1 protein-coding gene and 1 pseudogene are annotated in these 1,522 nt (G+C 65.0%); both read left to right on the forward strand.

What is annotated here, in order from left to right:
- Positions 1-2 precede the first annotated feature (2 nt).
- A pseudogene (locus JCM25156_RS25490) lies at positions 3-784 on the forward strand (Cof-type HAD-IIB family hydrolase).
- On the forward strand, positions 777-1,522 hold a 746-nt coding region (gene pgl, locus JCM25156_RS16340; protein WP_025813960.1), incomplete at its 3' end, for a 6-phosphogluconolactonase. The pseudogene JCM25156_RS25490 and the gene pgl, both read left to right, overlap by 8 nt.

The raw sequence follows: 1,522 nt of genomic DNA on the forward strand, positions 1-1,522 counted from the left end.
TACTGGCGGATGTGGATGGCACCCTGGTCACGAAGGACAAGATCCTGACCCCGCGGGCGATCCGCGCCGTCGAACGCCTGCGTGAGCGCGGCATCCTGTTCACCATCACCAGCGGCCGCCCGCCCAAGGGCATGAAGATGGTCATTGATCCGCTCAGGATTTCCGAGCCGATCGCGGGCTTCAATGGCGGCATGATGGTCCGGCCCGATTTTACCGTGATCGAGGCGCGGACCCTGCCGGCCGATACGGCGCGCAGGGTCATCGGCATCATCCGCGACCACAAGGCGGATCCGTGGTCTATAACGGCAATGACTGGATCGTCTCGAACAGCGAGGCCCCGCATGTCGCGCGCGAACAGTGGACCGTGAAATTCCCGCCCGTGGTGGGCAAGGTGGATGAAAAGCTGGATCAGGTGGTCAAGATCACCGGGGTGAGCGACGATCTCGCGCTGATGAAGCGCCTTGAGCATGATCTCCAGCAGGCGCTGGGCGATACGGCGTCCGCCGCCCTGTCGCAGCCCTATTACGTGGATGTGACGAACAGGGACGCCAACAAGGGCGGCGTGGTGATGACGCTTGAACGCCTGCTGGGCATTCCCGCCGCGCAGATGGTCACGCTGGGCGACCAGCCCAATGACGTGCTGATGTTCCGCAAGAGCGGCATGTCCATCGCCATGGGGCAGGCCAGCGCGGAGGTGCAGGCACAGGCGACCCATGTCTCGACATCGTGCGAGGAGGAAGGGTTCGCCAACGGGATCGAGAAATACGTGCTGGGAGATGCATGACATGACGGGCGGACATGACGTGAAGACGGGGGCGATGGTGGTCCTGCCGGATGCGGAGGCCATCGCGCAGCATATGGCGAAATGGTTGACCGGACAGGCGCTGGCCAAAAAGGACGGCCCGTTCGTTCTGGCGCTGTCAGGGGGCTCCACGCCTAAGCGGCTGTACCAGATTCTGGCCTCGGACGCGTATCGCGACCGCTTCCCGTGGGCGCGGACGCAGTTCTTCTTTGGTGATGAACGCTTCGTGCCGCCGGGAGATCCGGCCAGCAACTACCACATGGTCGAGACCGAGATGCTGGCCCATGTGCCGGTGCCGGCGGAAAACGTGCATCCCATGCCTACCTCGGGCGACCCGGCGCAGGCGGCGGCGAAATACCAGGCGGAGCTGGAGAAGGTTTATGGCGCGACCACGCTCGAACCCGGCCGCCCGCTATTCGACGTGGTGATGCTGGGGCTGGGCGATAACGGGCATACCGCCTCGCTTTTCCCGCGCCAGCCGGTGCTGGAGGAAAGGAAGCTGTGGGTTTCGACCTGCGTGCCCGATGACGCGCCGCATACGCGCCTGACCCTGACCTATCCCGCCATCCATTCCAGCCGCCATGTGGTGTTCATGCTGGCGGGCGCGGCCAAGCGCGCCGCGTTCGCGAAGGTGCGCGCGGGCGACCCGGCGGAACCCGCCAGCCATATCACAACCGAGGGGGAACTCATCTGGCTTATGGACACGGCGGCGGCGGGGCA

The sequence above is a fragment of the Komagataeibacter kakiaceti JCM 25156 genome, assembly GCF_000613305.1.